Genomic DNA, 16,753 nt, shown 5'->3' with positions numbered 1-16,753 from the left:
GGTTTTTCCTTCAATCTGGGCGGCAAGCCCGGCCCGGGCCGCCAGGGCGGGCAGAGCCAGGCACGGCCCGTGGCAGACGTGCGGATCAGCCGTCGGCAGGCTCCAGGGTGCGCGCCGCGCCAGCCATGGCCGTGCCGCCCGGGTATGCCGCCGCGCGCCCAGCACGCCGGCCAGAGAACACGCAGTCGGCCAGCGACAGGCCGCTGACGTAGCGCGAAGAGGCCACGCCAATGGCGGTGCGCCCGGCAGCGAACAGGCCGGGGATGTCGCGCCCGGCGGCGTCCACGACCGCGCCATCGGCCTCGTTCACTTTCAGGCCGCCGAGGCTGAGCACGGCCAGCGGGAACATTTTCTGGTCGATGGAGATATCGATGGCCAGCAGCGGGCCGCCGCGGAACTCGTGCCGCATGTCGGCCGACTTGCCCATCGGGTCGTCGCGCTCGCCGCGCGCGGCGGCATTGGCGGCGTCGAATTGCCGCGCCAGCAATGCCGGGTCGGCGCCGATCTTGGCCGCCAGGTCGGCCACGTCGCGGCCCTTGATGGCGACCTTGAACATCAGCGCCAGCGCCGGCAGCGACTGGAACGCCCACAGCCCGCCGAACAGGCACTGGCGCAGCGCCTGGCGGCGCAGCCGGGTGTCCAGGATCAGCCAGGCCTTGCCGCCCTGCTCCTCCATCAGCGCGTGGCCCAGCGTGGCGCCATAGACCTGCTCGTTGCAGAAGCGCTCGCCACGCGTGTTCACCACCAGACCCTTGGGCCAGACCGACGGCGGGGTGATGAAACGCCAGGCGGAGATGTTGTTCAGGTCCTGCGCCACGCCGCCCACCGATTGGCCCAGGCGCAGACCCGAACCATCGCAGCCGGCGGCGCCCGTGAGCCAACCGGCGCGGTAGGCGGGCGCGTGCTGGCGCAGCAGCTCGGGGTTGAAGATGTAGCCGCCCGCGGCCAGCACCACACCCTGGCGCGCGCGGATGAAGCGCCGCTCGCCGATCTCGGCTTCGATCTTGGCGGCCTCGCGACGTCCCGCCTGGGCGCGCGGCGCCTGGTACAGGCGCCACTTGGCGACCAGCGCGTCCAGCTGACGGTGGCGCTCGGTGTGCGCGTCACCCGCGGGCAGCACCGCCACTTCCACGCCCAGCACCCGGCCGCTGCCCTGCTCGCGCACCAGGCGCAGCACGCGCGCCTGCGTCAGCGTGCGAGCGCCCTGGGCCAGCGTGGACTGCCGCAGCGCGGCGTACAGCGTCGCGCCCGACTGTCCCTTGGCCACGGCGCGGTGCCCGCGCGGCGCCGGCCTGGGCGCCAGGCGAGGGTTGCCGTAGGCCGGCACGACCTCGTTACCCGAGTAGTACAGGTACACGCCGTCGGGCGGATAGGATGTTTTGTAGGGCGGCATGGTGCTGTCAAAACGCACGCCCTGTTCTTCCAGCCACTGCAGGTTGGCCACGCTGTCCTGGCAAAAGCGCTGCAGCGTCGCGTCGCTGACCACACCGTTGACCTCGTGGCGCAGGTAGTCCTGCATCGCTGCGGGGCTGTCGGCGAAGCCCGCGGCCTGCTGCTGGCGCGTGCCGCCGCCGGCATAGACCACGCCGCCCGAGAGCACGCTGGCGCCGCCGCCGCCGAAGCGGTCGATGACCAGCGTGTCGGCGCCGTGTGCACGCGCCTCGATGGCGGCGCTGGCACCGGCCGCGCCCCAGCCGACCACCACCACGTCGGCGCTGTCGGACCAGGCGAGGGCCTCGGGCGAGGCCACTTCCAGGGCGGCTTCGATGGGGGTGACGGTACTGACGGAGCGGTCGCTGGCCATGCTGCCTCCTGTGCCGCTCACGCCGCCTGGGCCATGCGTTCGGCCGGGCGCTGCGCCGCGCGCTCGGGCTGCTCCAGCCAGTCGGCGTGCTGCAGCGGCAACGGGCGGCCGAGCATGTCGGATACGGCGCGGAAGGCGAACGTCATGGCCGGACCCAGGGTGGAGCCGGCGCCGGCGTAGGCCGGGCCCATGACGGAGGCCGAGTTGTTGCCCACGCAATACAGCCCGGGAATGACCTGGCCGTGCGTGTCCAGCACGCGCGCGTCGCGGTCGGTGAGCAGGCCGCCCTTGGTGCCGATCTCGCCGGGCCACAACTGCATCGCGTAGAAGGGGCCCTTCTCGATGGGCCCCAGGTTCGGGTTCTTCAGGCGCGGGTCGCCGTAGTAGCGGTCGAAGACGTTGCCGCCGCGGTCGAAATCCAGATCCTTGCCGGTGCGCGCGTACTCGGTCATGCGGCGCGCGCTGTCCTTCAGACCGGCGGCGTCCACGCCGATCTGCGCGGCCAGCTCGTCCAGCGTCTCGCCCTTCCAGTAGACCTTGCCCAGCCAGCTCTTGCGCAGCTTCGAGTCCGGCACGGCAGAGCCCGGCATGAGCGGGCCCATGGGGTTCTGCGCGCGAAAGCCGGCGTCGAACACGATCCAGGCCGGCACCGAGCCGTTGCCTCTGGCGTGGTCGGCCAGCATGGCCTGCTGGAATTCGGGATACGGGCCGGACTCGTTCAGGAAACGCTCGCCCCGGCTGTTGACCACCATGCAGCCGGGCAGCGAGCGCTCGACGAAGATGGCGCGGAAGGCCGGCTCCTTGGGCACGTCCATGGTCGGCGCACCCCAGGACCAGTCCATCAGGTGCAATTGCGCGCCCACGGCCTGGCCGGCGCGGTGCGCGTCGCCGGTGTTGCCGCCCACGGGGGTGGCGGTCCACTCGGCGCGGCTGGGCTGGGTCAGGTACTGCTCGCGCATCGCCTGGTTGCGCTCGAAGCCGCCGGCGCCCAGCAGCACGCCCTTGCGCGCGCGGATCTGCAGCTGGCGCCCGTCTTTCTCCACCACCACGCCGGTGACGCGGCCCGATGCGTCCTGCACCAGTTCGCGCAGCGGCGCGTTGCGCCACATCTGAACGCCGGCTTTGCGCGCCGCTGTCAGCAGGCCAGCGATTAGCGCCTGGCCGCCCGTCAGGCGCCGGTCGCGCTGGGTCTTGCGCCGCCATGGATAGTCCAGGAAATAGCCGAGCATCATGCCGATGAGCTGGAAACGCGACTTGAACTCGCGCGAGAGCATGGAATGCGCCTGAAAGGCGTTGATGCTGATGCGCCCGAACAGCTTGCTGCCGGGCGGGCAGGCGCGCATGGTCTCCAGCGCGTCCACGCCCAGCCTGGCGGCGTTGAAGTCCACCGGGTCCATGGTGCGCCCGCCGGGCATCGAGCCCTCGATGTGCGGGTAGTAGTCGGCATACTTGGGCATGCAGCGATACGGCACGCCGATGCTGCGCAGGTACTCGGCCATGGTGTTGGCGGTCTCGACGTAGGCCAGCACCCGGTCCTCGCTTGCCATGCCGCGCACGCAGCGCAGCATGTAGCCGAAGGCGGTGCGCAGGTCGTCCCGGACGCCGGCGCGCGCCTGGTCGTAGTTGGCCGGAATCCAGATACCGCCGCCCGACAGCGCCGAAGTGCCACCGAACAGGTCGGCCTTTTCCACCAGCAGAGTCTTCAGACCCTGCTCCTGCGCGCGGATGGCGCCCAGCAGCGCTCCGGCCCCCGAGCCCACCACCACCACGTCAAAGTCCTGATCTGCCACGCTTCGTCTCCTCGAGCTGCCGCCGGGTGATCGATGGCCCGGCGGTCTTTCGTGTTGTGTCGTCACCGGACCGGCGCCGCGGCGCCAGCCGGTCCTGTGCAGCGCGTCTGCAGGCTCAGACGAAGGGTTCCTGATTCGGAATGCCCAGCACATGGGCGCCGTAGGCACGCACGTAGGCGTCGGTGTTGTTGGCGATGTGGGTGCGGCCCTGATGAATGTCGCGGAACACCCGCTCCAGCGGGTTGTTCTTGAAGGTGCCGCTGGCAGCGCAAGCGCGCAGCAGCTCGTTGGCGTGGTAGCCGGTCAGCTTGGGCACGTAGGAGGCTTGGGCGCGCTGCAGCAGGCGCTCCTCCAGCGGCAGCTGGATGCCCGTCTTGGCGGCCTCGACGATGCGCGCATAGTTGCGGAACAGCACCAGCTTGAGCTGGTCCAGGGCGATGGTCGCCTCGGTCACCGCGGTCTGGGCATTCGGGTCCTCGGCCATCTTGTTGCCGTGCTTGCCGACGTGACCAGCGGCGCGGCCTTTGAAATTCTCAATAGCACCTTCCAGGGCGCCCAGGCAGGCCGTGGAGACGGCGCGCTGGAACACGTGCGTGAACGGAATGCGAAACAGCCATCCGGTGTTCTCGGCGCGGCCCGGGCAGCCGGCGTCGCTGTGGTCGTTGGTGCGCTGGGTGCGGTGCTCGGGCACGAAGACGTTGTCCACAACGATGTCGTGGCTGCCGGTGCCGCGCAGGCCCAGCACGTCCCAGTTGTCCTCGATGCGGTAGTCCGACTTCGGCAGCAGGAAGGTGACATGCTCCAGCGCGCCCGAGCCGTCCTTCTTGGGCAGCAGGCCGCCCAGGAAGACCCAGTCGCAGTGCTTGGAGCCGGTGGAAAAACTCCAGCGGCCGCTGAAGCGGTAGCCGCCCTCGACGGACTCGGCCTTGCCGGTGGGCATGTAGGTCGAGGCGATGCGCGTGCCGCTGTCCCGGCCCCACACATCCTGCTGCGCCTGGTCGGGAAACAGGCCCAGCTGCCAGGGGTGCACGCCGACCACGCCGTAGATCCAGGCCGTGGACATACAGCCCTTGGCGAGTTCCATCTGCACCGCGTAGAACACGCGCGGATCCATCTCGTAGCCGCCCCAGCGCTTGGGCTGCAGCACGCGGAACAGCCCGGCCTCGGCCATCTCCTGGATGGTCTCGTCGGGGATGCAGCCGTCGCGGTCCGCCTGCTGGGCGCGTGCGGCCAGGCGCGGAATCATCGCCTTGGCACGCTCGATCACGTCCACCGCCTCGGGCGTGAGGTAGCTGTGCGTCTGCGCCTGCGCCTTGGCACGCTCGATGACATCCATCGCGTCGGTCATCACTTGGCTTTCTGTCGTTGCACTCATGTGGGTCTCCAGGGCCGTCGTGGCAGGCGGCAGGCATTGAGGTAGGAAAGGACAAGGCTTTGCGGCCTTCGGTGGGATACTCTCACTGCCCCGCCGGTGCATTCATCGTCCGATCAGACTAACGGGGCGCCGGGAAAAACGCGGAGGCGGCGCGGCGGCGGGTAGTCCGTGTGAAGGATTCACGGCATCCCCTTAGGGCGCACTCTCGCCCCAAGGAGATTTGCCCGCTTATGCACAACACCGACGCCCCCTTCGACCCCCGGGAGTTCCGCCGCGCCCTGGGCATGTTCGGCACCGGCGTGACCATCGTGACCACGCGCACTGCGTCCGGCGAGGCGGTGGGCATCACGGCCAACAGCTTCAACTCGGTGTCGCTGGAGCCGCCAATGGTGTTGTGGAGCCTGGCCAAGAGCGCCCGCAGCCTGCCAGTGTTCCAGGAGGCGCAGACCTGGAACGTGCACATCCTGTCCAACGAGCAGGAAGCGCTGTCCAATCGCTTCGCTCGCGCCGGCGAGGACAAGTTCGCCGGCCTGCAGCTCGATTCGGGCGACGGCGAGGCGCCGCTGCTGCCCGAATGCAGCGCGCGCTTTCGCTGCAAGACGGCCTTCCAGTACGACGGCGGCGACCACATCATCTTTGTCGGCGAGGTCACGCAATACGATGCCAATGGCCACGCGCCGTTGCTTTATGTCACGGGCGGTTACGCACTGGCTTCGCGCAAATCCCAGGCCATCGCCTCCGAGCCACAGGCCGATGCCAACGCCGCGTATTCGGAGAACCTGATCGGCTACCTGCTGGGCCGGGCGCACTTCCAGTTCCTCAACGGCATCCGCAAGCCCATGTCCGAGCAGGGCCTGACCGACGCCGACTTCTACGTGCTGTCGCTGCTGTCGATCCAGCAACCCCTGACGCCGGCGCAGATCGCCCAGCACGTGGCCTACATCGGCATCGACATCGGCCAAGTTGCCTTGCAGTCGCTGGCGCGCAAGGGCCTGGTGGAGGAAAGCGCCCAGCTGCCCCAGGCGCTGCAGCTCACGGCCGCGGGCAACGAGTCCATCCTGCATCTGCTGGCCGCGGCCAAGGCGGTGGAGGCCGAGATCGTCGATTCGCTGGGCGAGATGGACGCGGTGACGCTGCGCAACCTGCTCAAGAAGACCATCGCCGCCACCGACCCCGGCCTGCCCAAGTTGTGGCAGGCGCCGGCCGCCAGCGCGGCCGAAGGCGCGGCACAGACCGTCGCCTGAAGCCCGTGGGCGGTGGCGCGACGGCCGCGCCGCCGCCCTCCTCCGTCCCCTTTCCGTTTCCACAGAAAAACAGCCATGAACCAGTTTTCCATTCCCGAGGGCCAGTATGTCGACATCGGCGAGGTCGCCGGCTTCGCGCAGCGCGTGCACTACCACGAGCAGGGCTCGGGCGAGCCGGTGATCTTCCTGCACGGCGCCGGCGGCGGTGCCAGCGGCTACAGCAACTTCAAGGGCAACTATCCGCAGTTCGCCCAGGCAGGCTTTCGCAGCATCGTGCCCGACCTGCTGGGCTACGGCCTGTCGTCCAAGACCGAGCAGCCCAAGCAGTACGACCTGGACTTCTTCATCGCCGGCGTCAAGGGTCTGGTGGACCGGCTGGGCCTGAAGGGCGTCACGCTGCTGGGCAACTCGCTGGGGGGCGCGGTGGCGCTGGGCTATGCGCTCAAGCATCCGCAAGACGTCAAGCGCCTGATCCTGATGGCGCCCGGTGGCGTCGAGGACCTGGACACCTACCTGGCCATGCCCGGCATCGCCAACATGTTCGCCGTGTATCAGTCCGGCAAGACCGGCAAGGAGGCCATGCGCGCGGTCATGGAGATGCAACTGTTCGACAAGGCGCTGCTGACCGACGAGATCCTGAACGAGCGTGCACCCATCGCCGACACGCAGACGCAGGCCGCGCGCTCGGTGCTGAAGGTGCCGAACATGACCGAGCAGCTGCCGCAGATCACCTGCCCGGTGCTGGGCTTCTGGGGCATGCAGGATGCGTTCAACCCGGTGGGCGGCGCGACCAAGCTGGCCGAGGGCCTGCCGCACTGCCGCGTGGTGCTGGTCAACCAGTGCGGCCATTGGGTGCAGGTCGAGCACCAGGCGCTGTTCAATCGCACCTGCATCGACTTCCTGCAAAACGGCTGAGGCCTGACCGCCATGCAAGCACAGGAATTCATCCAGACCCAGGGCCAGCGCCTGTACAAGGCGCTGCGCGCAGGCACCACCCTGGCGCCGCTCACCGACAGCCACCCCAGCATGAGCGTGGACGACGCCTACCACATCTCGCTGCACATGCTGCGCCTGCGCGAAGCCGCCGGCGAGCGCGTGATTGGCAAGAAGATCGGCGTGACCTCCAAGCCGGTGCAGGACATGCTGGGCGTGCACCAGCCCGACTTCGGCTTTCTGACCGACGCCATGCAGTACCCGGACGGCGCCAGCGTGTCGCTCAAGCAGGCCGGGCTGATCCAGCCGCGTGCCGAGGGCGAGATCGCCTTCATGCTGAAGAAAGACCTGCAGGGCCCAGGCGTGACGCTGCAGGACGTGCTGGACGCGACCGACTGGGTCGCGCCGTGCTTCGAGATCGTCGACTCGCGCATCCACGACTGGAAGATCAAGATCCAGGACACGGTCGCCGACAACGCCTCGTGCGGCGTGTTCGTCATCGGCCAGCGGCGCACCGACCCGCGCGCGTTCGACCTGGCCGCCGCCAGCATGCAGATGTTCAAGAACGGCGAGCCCGCCGGCACCGGCCTGGGCAGCGCAGTGCAGGGCCACCCAGCCCAGGCCGTGGCCTGGCTGGCCAACACCCTTGGCGCCTTCGGCATTCCGTTCAAGGCCGGCGAGGTCATCCTGTCCGGCTCGCTGGCGCCGCTGGTGCCGGCGAAGGCCGGAGACCGCTTCACCATGACCATCGCGGGCATGGGCGACTGCTCCATTCAGTTCACCGAGTGATTTCACCGAACGAGGCACACACCATGCAAAAGAAAATCAAATGCGCGCTGATCGGGCCGGGCAACATCGGCACCGACCTGCTGATGAAGCTGCAGCGCTCGCCCCTGCTGGAGCCCGTGTGGATGGTGGGCATCGATCCCGAGTCCGACGGCCTCAAGCGCGCCCGCGAGATGGGCATCAAGACCACTTCGGACGGCGTGGACGGCCTGCTGCCCTTCGTGCGCGAGGACGGCATCCAGATCGCCTTCGACGCCACCAGCGCCTATGTGCACGCCGAGAACAGCCGCAAGCTCAACGAGCTGGGCGTCTTGATGATCGACCTGACACCAGCGGCCATCGGCCCCTACTGCGTGCCCAGCGTGAACCTGGCCGAGAAGGTCGCCCAGCAGGCCATGAACGTGAACATGGTCACCTGCGGCGGCCAGGCCACCATCCCGATGGTCGCGGCCGTAAGCCGCGTACAGCCGGTGGAATACGGCGAGATCGTCGCCACCGTCTCCAGCCGCTCGGTCGGCCCCGGCACGCGCAAGAACATCGACGAGTTCACCCGCACCACCGCTGGGGCCGTGGAGAAGATCGGCGGCGCGCAAAAGGGCAAGGCCATCATCGTCATCAACCCGGCCGAGCCCCCGCTGATCATGCGCGACACCATCCACTGCCTGACGGTGGACACACCGAAGGCCGACGAGATCGAGGCCTCGGTGCACGCCATGATTCGGGAAGTGCAGAAGTACGTGCCCGGCTACAAACTGGTCAACGGCCCGGTCATCGACGGCAACCGCGTGTCGATCTTCATGGAGGTCGAGGGCCTGGGCGACTACCTGCCGAAGTACGCCGGCAACCTGGACATCATGACCGCCGCCGCCGCGCGCACCGCCGAGATGTTCGCCGAGGAAATCCTCGCCGGCCGCCTGGTGCTGGCCGAGGCCGAATCCGCCGCCGCCTGAAACCCGCAAGAGAGACACACGCCATGAACACGCAAGGCAAGAAGATCACGCTGCACGACATGACGCTGCGCGACGGCATGCACCCCAAGCGTCACCTGATGACGCTGGACGAGATGAAGAGCGTCGCGCAGGGCCTGGATGCCGCCGGCATCCCGCTGATCGAGGTCACCCACGGCGACGGCCTGGGCGGCGCCTCGGTCAACTACGGCTTTCCGGCGCACAGCGACGAGGAATACCTGTCCGGCGTCATTCCGCTGATGAAGCAGGCCAAGGTCTCGGCGCTGCTGCTGCCCGGCATCGGCACCGTGGATCACCTGAAGATGGCGCACGAGCTGGGTGTGGCCACCATCCGCGTGGCCACGCACTGCACCGAGGCCGACGTGTCCGAGCAGCACATCTTCATGGCGCGCAAGCTGGGCATGGACACGGTGGGCTTCCTGATGATGGCGCACATGAACGACGCCGCTGGCCTGGTCAAGCAGGCCCAGCTGATGGAGAGCTACGGCGCCAACTGCATCTACGTGACCGACTCGGCCGGCTACCTGCTGCCCGACCAGGTCACTGAGCGCATCACCGCCGTGCGCCAGGCGTTGAAGCCCGAGACCGAGCTGGGTTTCCACGGCCACCACAACCTGGCCATGGGCGTGGCCAACTCGATCGCCGCCATCCACGCCGGCGCCAACCGCATCGACGCCGCCGCCGCCGGCCTGGGCGCGGGCGCCGGCAACACGCCGATGGAGGTGTTGGTGGCCGTGCTGGACCGCATGGGCGTCGAGACCGGCGTGGACGTCTGGAAGATCCAGGACGTGGCCGAGGACCTGGTGGTGCCGCTGATGGACTTCCCCATCCGCATCGACCGCGACGCGCTCACGCTGGGCTATGCCGGCGTGTACGGCAGCTTCCTGCTGTTCGCCAAGCGCGCGGAGAAGAAATACGGCATCCCCGCGCGCGACCTGCTGGTCGAGCTGGGCCGGCGCGGCATGGTCGGCGGCCAGGAAGACATGATCGAGGACACGGCGCTGACCATGGTGCGCCAGCGCGCCGCCGTTGCGGCCTGACGCGCACGCTTCCAAGAACCACACGGCTTTTTTCCAACGGCCACTTTGTTGGGGGTTCCGGGGCTGCCTGCGGGCAGCTGCCGAACCCCCTTTTTTTGTCCGCCGGCCAGGGCGCCGATGGCGCGGCGCATGCGCAGACAAAAAAAGGCACCGATCGCTCGGCGCCCAATCCTTGGAGTCAATGGTTGCGGCGGGCGCCGTCCGGCAGCGCCCGTCCGGTAGGGTGTCACATGTAGAGGATCACCAGCTCGTTGATGACCGATGGCCGATCCTGGCCGACCACGTGGATGTTCAACTCCATGACCATCTGCACGCCGCTTTTCACCTGCTCGACCGACTTGATGCGGCTGCGCGCGCGGATCTTGCAGCCCGAGGGCACGGGCGTCGGAAAGCGCAGTTTGTCGGAGCCGTAGTTCACCATGTTGTTGAAGCCGACGACCTCGAAGTCCAGCGGGATCTTCAGCTGGCTGGACAGCACCTGCACCAGCGACCCTTGCGCGATGGTGGTGCCGAACGGACTTTTCGCCTTGGCCATCTCGGCGTCGGTATGGATCCAGTAGTCGTCGCCCGACAGGCGCGCGAACTCGTCGATGACCTGCTGGGTGACGGCGAACTCGTTCGACCAGGGACTGAACTCGTCGCTGACCAGAGACTTCATGGCGTCCAGGTTCTTGACGGAGATCTGCCGCTTCGGGGCGGCGGGCGGCTCGGTCGCTGCCGGCGCGGCATCCTGACCGGCCTCGCCTTCGGCGCGGATGACCGGCGCATGGTCGCTGTCCGCCGGCGCAAAGCGCAGCAGCGTCACTGTGCCCGGACGCTCGTCGAACACCGGACGCACCGGCATGCCGACCTGCAGCGCTTCGGGCGTGGTGCCGACCAGCGTGGTGTTCAGGTGCACGCCCTCGTCCAGTTCGACCACGGCCAGCAGCTGCGGCATCTCGTCGGTGAACTCGGGCAGGGTCGGGATGCGCGCCACGGTGTAGGTGTAGAGTCGGCCGTTGCCGGAGACGGCCTTCCACGCCAGCTGGCGCGAGCCGCACTTCGGGCAGTGGGTGCGCGGAAAGAAGATCCAGTGCCCATGATCGCACTGCTGGATGCGCACCTCGTGCGCCTGCAGGCCTTCCCAGAACGGGCGGCTGATCTCGGTGGGATGCGGCAGGGGTTTGTTCCAGGCCATGGTCATGCTCCCCGCAGGATCAGTGCGCCCTGCTCGCTCATCACGCCGCCGGTGCCCGAGACGTAGGCCAGGTCATGGCGCGCCAGCTGGCGCTCGCCTGCGCGGCCCTGAATCTGCTGGATGGCCTCGATGACCTGGGACATGCCGCCGGCGCTGGCAGACTGGCCGAAGCTGAGCTGGCCGCCGTGGGTGTTCATGGGAAAGTCGCCCTTGAAGGTGAAGTCGTGGCTGCGCAGGAATTCCATGCCGCGGCCCTTTTCGCAAAAGCCCGCGTCCTCCAGGGTGAGCAGCACGGTGATCGTGTAGCAGTCGTAGATCTGCGCCATGTGCATGTCAGCGGGCTTGCAGCCGGCCATCTCGAAGGCCTTGCGCGAAGCCGGACCGATGGGCGTGCTGAGCATGTCGGCGGCGTAGGTCGGCGACTTGCTGTGCACGTGCTCGCCGCAGCCGACGATGCTGACCGGGCGGTGCTTGCAGCGCTTGGCACGGTCGGCGCGGGTCACGATCATGGCGCCGCCACCGGCGGCGGGCAGCACAATCTCCAGCATGCGCAGGGGCTCGGCCACCATGCGCGAGGCCAACACGTCCTCCACGGTGATCGGCTTGCCGTAAAACATGGCATCGGGGTTGTGGCAGGCGTTGAAACGCTGGTCCACGCAGATGCGCGCCAGGGCCGCCGGGTCATAGCCGAACTGCGCCGCATAGCGCTGGGCGATCATGGCGTAGCCGGTGTTCTGCGCCATGTGGCCGTAGGGCAGGTCCATCTCCGCCTCGGGCGCGCCCCAGCGGGTGCTGTGGCCGCCGAAGCGGCTGGACTTCATGACCTCGGCGACGTGGTCGTCGTGCTCGGAGTACGGCGCCATGCGCGCCGGAATGACGCAGACCACGGTATTGCACAGCCCGAGTTCAATGGCGGCGGCAGCTCGCCAGACCATGGCCACGGAGCTGGCACCGCCCAGGTCCACGACTTCGGCGAAATTGAGCTGCACGCCCAGATACTCGCCGACCATGGCCGGCACGAACGAGCTGGCCTCGTGGAAGTAGGCGCCGGTGGTGACCAGACCATCGACCTCGGACAGTTCCATGCCCGCGTCGTCCAGTGCCTTGAGCGTCAGGTCCGCGATCTGCTCCAGATGGAACAACTGCGGCGCCGTGGCGTATTTCTCAGGCTTGTACTGCGCGGCGCCGACCAGCGCCGCCTTTCCCTGCAACCCCATAAGCGTGGCCCTTTTGGTGAAATTGGTGTGTCTGCATTGTGGAAAAGCGGACGCCGCCGACCATCGTCTGAGCAGACTAAAACCACCCCCTGGGACATACCCTTAGGAGCCGACGCAAACGTCCATTCGGACGATGTTGCCAGGGGCCCGAAACCAAGAATCGCCTCCTTGAAGCCTTCAGGCTGCGCGCAGCGCGGGCCCAGGCACATCCGCTTCAAGGAGACCCCGTGAACACTGCCGTCGGCATCGGAGCCGCAGCCCTGGTGGCTGCCGCCTCGGTTTTCGCCTTTTCCCCTCGCCACCCCCCCGCGCTGGCAGCCACCAGCCTGGGCGTGCAGACCACCCACTTCAACGACCTGGCCCAGGTCGGCGACCGCCTGCTGGCCGCCGGCACACTGGGCGACATCGTGTACTCCGAGGACCAGGGCCAACATTGGCAAGCCGCCACGGTGGACCACCCGCGCCAGGCGCTGCTGGTGTCGATGGCCTTCGCGCCCGACAAGAAGACCGGCTTCGCCGTCGGCCACGAGGACTGGATCCTGCGCACCCAGGACGGCGGCAAGACCTGGCAGGAGGTGCTGTTCCAGGAAAAGAACGGCGAGCCGCTGATGTCGGTGGCGCGCCTGCCCTCGGGTGACTGGATCACCGTAGGCGCTTTCGGCAAGGCGCTGGTGTCGCATGACGGTGGCAAGGCCTGGGAACCGCTGACGCTGCCCGAACAGGTCGAGGACAAGCACCTGAACCGCATCGTCAGCAGTGCCGATGGCCGCCGCTGGCTGATCGTGGGCGAGCGCGGGCTGGTGCTGCATTCAGCCGACGGCGGCGCCAGCTGGCAGGCCGAGACGCCGTTCTACAACGGCTCGTTCTACGGCGCCATGGCGCTGGACGGCGGTGGCTGGCTGATCTACGGCATGCGCGGCAACATCTTCACCCAGGCCACGCCGGATGCACCCTGGGTGCGCTCGCAGGTGCCGGCGCCTGTGTCTTTCTTCGGCCACGCACGCCAGGCCGACGGCGCCATCGTGCTGGTCGGCCAGGGCAGCATGCTGGGCATCAGCCGCGACGGTGGCAAGAGCTTCACGCTGCAGCGCGCCAAGGGTCGCGCCACGCTCACCGACGTGCTGCTGACCGGCCAGGACCAGGGTTGGATCGCCAGCGACGCCGGCCTGCAACCCTACAACGTGGCCGCGCAGACCGGCCAGGACACCGCCCAAGGAGCCAAGCCATGACGCTGCCCGTTCCCACCTCGCGTCTGGACCGCTTCATCGCGGCCACGGCGCACTGGATGATTTCCTGGAGCAAGACCATCGTCGTGCTCACCCTGATCGCTACCGGCCTGCTGGCCGCCTCGGCGCTGCAAACGCGCCTGGACCCCGGCTTCAACAAGCTCATCCCGCTGCGCCACGAATACATGGCGGCCTTCCTGCAGCACTCGGGCACTTTCTCGGGCGCCAACCGGGTGCTGGTCAGCGTCGAGTGGAAGGGCGAAGGCGACATCTACAACAAGGAATTCCTGGAGGCGCTGCATGGCGTCACCGACGAGGTGTTCTTCACCCCCGGCGTGAACCGCGGCCAGGTGTACTCGCTGTTCACGCCCAACGTGCGCTACATCGAGATCACCGAGGACGGCTACGTGGGCGAGGTGCTGATCCCCTCGCGCTTCGAGCCCAACGCCGAGGGCCTGGCGCACGTGCGCTCCAACGTCGCCAAGTCCGGGCAGATCGGCAGCCTGGTCAGCAACGACCTGAAGTCGGCCATGGTGCGCGCCGACCTGCAGGAGATCGACCCCAAGACAGGCGAGAAGCTGGACTACCACCAGGTCGCGCAGCGCCTGGAGAAGATCCGCACGCAGTTCGAAAGCGACAAGGTCAAGGTCCACATCATCGGTTTCTCCAAGGTGCTGGGCGACGTGATGGACGGGCTGTTCACCGTCATCACCTTCTTCGTGATCGCCTTTGCCATCACCGCCGTGCTGCTGCGCCTGTACACGCGCTCAACCAACCTGACGGTGGTCGGCCTGCTGGTGGCGCTGCTGCCGGTGATCTGGCTGCTGGGCCTGCTGCCGCTAATCGGCTACGGCATCGACCCGATGTCCATCCTGGTGCCGTTCCTGATCTTCTCCATCGGCGTGTCGCACGCGGTGCAGATGACCGGCGCCTGGAAGCATGACGTGCGCGTGGGCCGCAGCCCGCAACTGGCGGCCGAGAATTCGATCCGCAAGCTGGCCATTCCCGGCACGCTCGCGCTGCTCACCAACGCCCTGGGCTTCATGGTCATCATGCTGATCGACATCCCCATCGTGCACGAGCTGGGCCTGACGGCCTGCCTGGGCGTGCTCCTGATGATCATCACCAACAAGGTCTTCCTGCCGGCGCTGCTGGCGCACATCCGCCTGGAAAAGAGCGCCATGGTCGCGCCCGTGACCGACGCCGAAGGCCGCAACGCCCGCTGGTGGCGCGTGTCGGTGCTGGCCGAGCCGCGCCCGGCGCTGTGGACGCTGCTGATCTCGATGGCGCTGCTGGCGGTGGGCACCTGGGGCTCGCGCCACCTGCGCACCGGTGACGTGGGCACGGGCGCGCCCGAGTTGCGCGCCGAGTCGCGCTACAACGTCGACAACGACCACATCATCAAGCACTACTCCATCGGCATGGACGTGCTGTCGGTGTATGTCGAGGCGCCCGAGGCCGGCGAGGCCTGCTCCAACTGGCAGGTGATGAACGCAGTGGACCGCTTCGAGACACACATGAGCCGGGTGGACGGCGTGCGCTCGGTGTCCTCGTCGGCGCGCTTGGCCAAGATCGCCGCCTTCGGCACCAACGAGGGCAACCCGCGCTGGCAGACGCTGCAGCGCACCGAGGCGGCGCTGCGCTCGGGCTCCAAGAGCCTGTCGCCCGATCTGGGCCTGAACACCGAGAGCTGCAAGATCATGAACGTGCAGGTGTTCCTGAAGGACCACGAGGGCTCGACCCTGACGCACGTGGTGGACGAGGCCAAGCGCTTCATCGCTGCCGACCGCACCGAGGGCGTGCGCTTCCGCCTGGCCGGGGGCAACGCCGGCGTGGCCGCCGCCACCAACGAGGCGGTCGAGCGCGCCGAGGTGCAGATGCTGGGCTCGATCTTCGGCGCCATCACCATCCTGTGTTGGCTCACCTTCCGCAGCTGGCGCGCGGTGCTGTGCATCATCGTGCCGCTGGCGCTGGTCTCCATCCTGTGCAACGCGCTGATGGCGCTGCTGGGCATCGGCCTGAAGGTGCCGACCCTGCCGGTCATCGCGCTGGGCGTCGGCGTGGGCGTGGACTACGGCATCTACCTGTACGAGAGCCTGCAGCACGCCCTGCGCGAGCGCGACGGGGTGACGCTGCGCGAGGCCTTCTACGACGCCATGCGCCAGCGCGGCAACGCCGCCGTGTTCACGGCGCTGACCATGTCCATCGGCGTGGGCACCTGGGCGTTCTCGGCGCTGAAATTCCAGGCCGACATGGGCATCCTGCTGGCATTCATGTTCCTGGTGAATATGCTGGGCGCAATCTTCCTGCTGCCGGCCATGGCCTGCTGGCTGAACGTGGAGCGTGCCGAGGCGCGCGCCCGGGCCCGCAGTCCGCAGCAGCCGGCGCCGGCACCGGCAGCGCCCGTGGGCGGCGGCATGCTGCGCGCCGCCGAAGTGCAGTCGCCCGTGAACGGCAAGCTGTGAGTACGGCTGTTGCGCCCTCCACTGTCGAGCAGCTGCTGCTGGAGCACGCACTGGCGCAGGTGCTGGTGCGCTACGCCCGCGCCTGCGACGGCCGTGACTGGGCGCTGCTGGACGATGTCTTCACGCCCGACTGCACCACCGACTACTGCGGCCGCATCTGCCACGGCGTGGACGCGGTGCGGCACATGATCAGCAGCCACCTGGACGGCTGCGGGCCGACGCAGCACCTGCTGGGCAATCTGCAGGTCGACGCTGGCGCTGCCGGCAGCGCGCCGCCGCGCAGCACCATCCACGTGCGCGCCGTGCACCAGGGCCTGCTCAGACGTGCTGCCCTGCGCTACGACGCAGTCGGTTTCTACGAGGACCAGTGGACGCACACGCCCGCGGGCTGGCGCATCCACCACCGGCGCATGTCCATGTTGCTGGAGCTGGGCGACCGCTCGGTGCTGCAACCCGGCGGCTGACCGCCGGGGCCCGGCGCACGCACGCCGCCCCCTCCCGCCCGCACAGCTTTCCGGCTGCGCGGGTTTTTTGTTGCCCGGCGGCCCTGCCCCGCGAGCCACGCCCAGACCACGTCGAGAGCCGCCAAGACACGACAGATGCGCCCTGCGCTATGGAAAAAATAGCTACAGACCCTTGCAACACAATGGCTGAAAGGCGTTTTGACTCAAAATTCCGCCGCCGCAGGCATGCTGGAACGCGGGCCACAGGGTGCAAGGCTTTTGATA

Annotated in this window: 13 protein-coding genes; 8 read left to right on the top strand and 5 right to left on the bottom strand. The window is 68.2% G+C overall.

Annotated features, from left to right (window positions below):
• Positions 1–85: 85 nt before the first annotated feature.
• The 3 genes from BLQ61_RS00360 to BLQ61_RS00350 all read right to left on the bottom strand — a co-directional run bounded on the left by BLQ61_RS00360 (position 86) and on the right by BLQ61_RS00350 (position 4,930).
• Positions 86–1,804, bottom strand: coding sequence for an FAD-binding protein (locus BLQ61_RS00360; RefSeq protein WP_091565279.1), 1,719 nt, complete (start codon positions 1,802–1,804; stop codon positions 86–88).
• A gap of 17 nt (positions 1,805–1,821) precedes the next feature.
• Entirely contained in the window at positions 1,822–3,594 is a 1,773-nt protein-coding gene (locus BLQ61_RS00355; protein ID WP_091565277.1) for an FAD-binding protein, read from the bottom strand.
• A gap of 115 nt (positions 3,595–3,709) precedes the next feature.
• The gene (locus BLQ61_RS00350; RefSeq protein ID WP_091566416.1) at positions 3,710–4,930 is read right to left on the bottom strand and encodes an acyl-CoA dehydrogenase family protein; all 1,221 of its coding nucleotides are present in this window, start codon (positions 4,928–4,930) and stop codon (positions 3,710–3,712) included.
• Between the two features lie 269 nt (positions 4,931–5,199).
• Between BLQ61_RS00350 and BLQ61_RS00345 the strand changes: the two genes are divergently transcribed.
• The 5 genes from BLQ61_RS00345 (at position 5,200) to dmpG (ending at position 9,940) form a co-directional block, all read left to right on the top strand.
• Positions 5,200–6,213 carry a flavin reductase gene (locus tag BLQ61_RS00345; protein ID WP_091565275.1) on the top strand — a complete coding sequence of 338 codons (1,014 nt, stop codon included), beginning with the start codon at positions 5,200–5,202 and terminating at the stop codon, positions 6,211–6,213.
• A gap of 75 nt (positions 6,214–6,288) precedes the next feature.
• Positions 6,289–7,128 carry an alpha/beta fold hydrolase gene (locus BLQ61_RS00340; RefSeq protein WP_091565271.1) on the top strand — a complete coding sequence of 280 codons (840 nt, stop codon included), beginning with the start codon at positions 6,289–6,291 and terminating at the stop codon, positions 7,126–7,128.
• Positions 7,129–7,140: 12 nt separating this feature from the next.
• Positions 7,141–7,935, top strand: a complete 795-nt coding sequence (locus tag BLQ61_RS00335; protein ID WP_091565269.1) for a fumarylacetoacetate hydrolase family protein — start codon at positions 7,141–7,143, stop codon at positions 7,933–7,935.
• Between the two features lie 23 nt (positions 7,936–7,958).
• Positions 7,959–8,882 (top strand): acetaldehyde dehydrogenase TesF, encoded by a 924-nt coding sequence (gene tesF / locus BLQ61_RS00330; protein ID WP_091565267.1) that lies wholly within the window; start codon positions 7,959–7,961, stop codon positions 8,880–8,882.
• Positions 8,883–8,905: 23 nt separating this feature from the next.
• Complete coding sequence (dmpG, locus tag BLQ61_RS00325) at positions 8,906–9,940, top strand: 4-hydroxy-2-oxovalerate aldolase (protein WP_091565266.1); 1,035 nt, start codon at positions 8,906–8,908, stop codon at positions 9,938–9,940.
• Positions 9,941–10,166: 226 nt separating this feature from the next.
• Here dmpG and BLQ61_RS00320 read toward each other — a convergent pair whose 3' ends face one another.
• Entirely contained in the window at positions 10,167–11,117 is a 951-nt protein-coding gene (locus tag BLQ61_RS00320; RefSeq protein WP_091566414.1) for an OB-fold domain-containing protein, read from the bottom strand.
• Positions 11,118–11,119: 2 nt separating this feature from the next.
• Positions 11,120–12,334 carry a thiolase family protein gene (locus BLQ61_RS00315; RefSeq protein WP_091565263.1) on the bottom strand — a complete coding sequence of 405 codons (1,215 nt, stop codon included), beginning with the start codon at positions 12,332–12,334 and terminating at the stop codon, positions 11,120–11,122.
• Between the two features lie 227 nt (positions 12,335–12,561).
• On the opposite strand from BLQ61_RS00315, the gene BLQ61_RS00310 reads away from it, so the two are divergent.
• The 3 genes from BLQ61_RS00310 to BLQ61_RS00300 are packed head-to-tail and all read left to right on the top strand — an operon-like array spanning position 12,562 to position 16,489.
• The gene (locus tag BLQ61_RS00310; RefSeq protein WP_091565260.1) at positions 12,562–13,563 is read left to right on the top strand and encodes a WD40/YVTN/BNR-like repeat-containing protein; all 1,002 of its coding nucleotides are present in this window, start codon (positions 12,562–12,564) and stop codon (positions 13,561–13,563) included.
• Entirely contained in the window at positions 13,560–16,025 is a 2,466-nt protein-coding gene (locus tag BLQ61_RS00305; RefSeq protein ID WP_091565257.1) for an efflux RND transporter permease subunit, read from the top strand. Before BLQ61_RS00310 ends, BLQ61_RS00305 begins: the two co-directional genes overlap by 4 nt.
• On the top strand, positions 16,022–16,489 hold the full coding sequence (locus BLQ61_RS00300) for a nuclear transport factor 2 family protein (protein ID WP_091565255.1): 468 nt from the start codon (positions 16,022–16,024) through the stop codon (positions 16,487–16,489). Before BLQ61_RS00305 ends, BLQ61_RS00300 begins: the two co-directional genes overlap by 4 nt.
• The last annotated feature ends 264 nt before the right edge of the window (positions 16,490–16,753 follow it).

Source organism: Oryzisolibacter propanilivorax, from assembly GCF_900103645.1.
Classification (GTDB): Bacteria; Pseudomonadota; Gammaproteobacteria; order Burkholderiales; family Burkholderiaceae_C; genus Melaminivora; species Melaminivora propanilivorax.
The sequence above is the reverse complement of the archived record's forward strand: the minus strand, read 5'-3'. Positions and strand labels throughout refer to the sequence as shown.

Bases quoted from the DNA above. Each gene is read 5' to 3' on its own strand.
- BLQ61_RS00340 (WP_091565271.1), top strand. From the start codon at position 6,289: ATGAACCAGTTTTCCATTCCCGAGGGCCAGTATGTCGACATCGGCGAG.
- BLQ61_RS00315 (WP_091565263.1), bottom strand. From the start codon at position 12,334: ATGGGGTTGCAGGGAAAGGCGGCGCTGGTCGGCGCCGCGCAGTACAAG.
- BLQ61_RS00305 (WP_091565257.1), top strand. From the start codon at position 13,560: ATGACGCTGCCCGTTCCCACCTCGCGTCTGGACCGCTTCATCGCGGCC.
- BLQ61_RS00335 (WP_091565269.1), top strand. From the start codon at position 7,141: ATGCAAGCACAGGAATTCATCCAGACCCAGGGCCAGCGCCTGTACAAG.
- BLQ61_RS00360 (WP_091565279.1), bottom strand. From the start codon at position 1,804: ATGGCCAGCGACCGCTCCGTCAGTACCGTCACCCCCATCGAAGCCGCC.
- BLQ61_RS00350 (WP_091566416.1), bottom strand. From the start codon at position 4,930: ATGGATGTCATCGAGCGTGCCAAGGCGCAGGCGCAGACGCACAGCTAC.
- tesF (WP_091565267.1), top strand. From the start codon at position 7,959: ATGCAAAAGAAAATCAAATGCGCGCTGATCGGGCCGGGCAACATCGGC.
- BLQ61_RS00320 (WP_091566414.1), bottom strand. From the start codon at position 11,117: ATGGCCTGGAACAAACCCCTGCCGCATCCCACCGAGATCAGCCGCCCG.
- BLQ61_RS00345 (WP_091565275.1), top strand. From the start codon at position 5,200: ATGCACAACACCGACGCCCCCTTCGACCCCCGGGAGTTCCGCCGCGCC.
- dmpG (WP_091565266.1), top strand. From the start codon at position 8,906: ATGAACACGCAAGGCAAGAAGATCACGCTGCACGACATGACGCTGCGC.